Origin of the sequence: Acidisoma sp. S159 (genome assembly GCF_009766125.1) — a bacterium.
Classification (GTDB): domain Bacteria; phylum Pseudomonadota; class Alphaproteobacteria; order Acetobacterales; family Acetobacteraceae; genus Acidisoma.
This window is the reverse complement of sequence record NZ_LMUG01000104.1, coordinates 130,279-130,519: the sequence shown is the minus strand read 5'-3', so window position 1 is coordinate 130,519 and position 241 is coordinate 130,279. Positions and strand designations below refer to the sequence as shown.

General features: G+C 67.6%; 1 pseudogene. It reads right to left on the bottom strand.

Annotated elements, in window-relative coordinates:
- Window positions 1-241 (bottom strand): annotated as a pseudogene (locus tag GSQ92_RS30700) (DUF3991 domain-containing protein); the annotation flags it as partial.

The window sequence follows — 241 nt, the reverse complement described above, 5'->3', positions numbered from 1 at the left end:
GCACTGCCATGGGGCCCTTCCCGTAGCATGCCGGCGCCGATCGCGACGGACACGACGAGCGCGGGCAGACGGCGTGTCCCGGTCAGATAGCGCCAGGTCGGCGATCCCGGCTGAGGCAGTCGCCGACGCTCCCACTTCACCGCGAATGGCACGTCCGGCGCTGGCTTCGCCGACAGCTGTTCGTGGACCGGGAAAGTTGGGCTCAGACCGATGAATGGGCGGAGAACTTTGCGAATCTCGC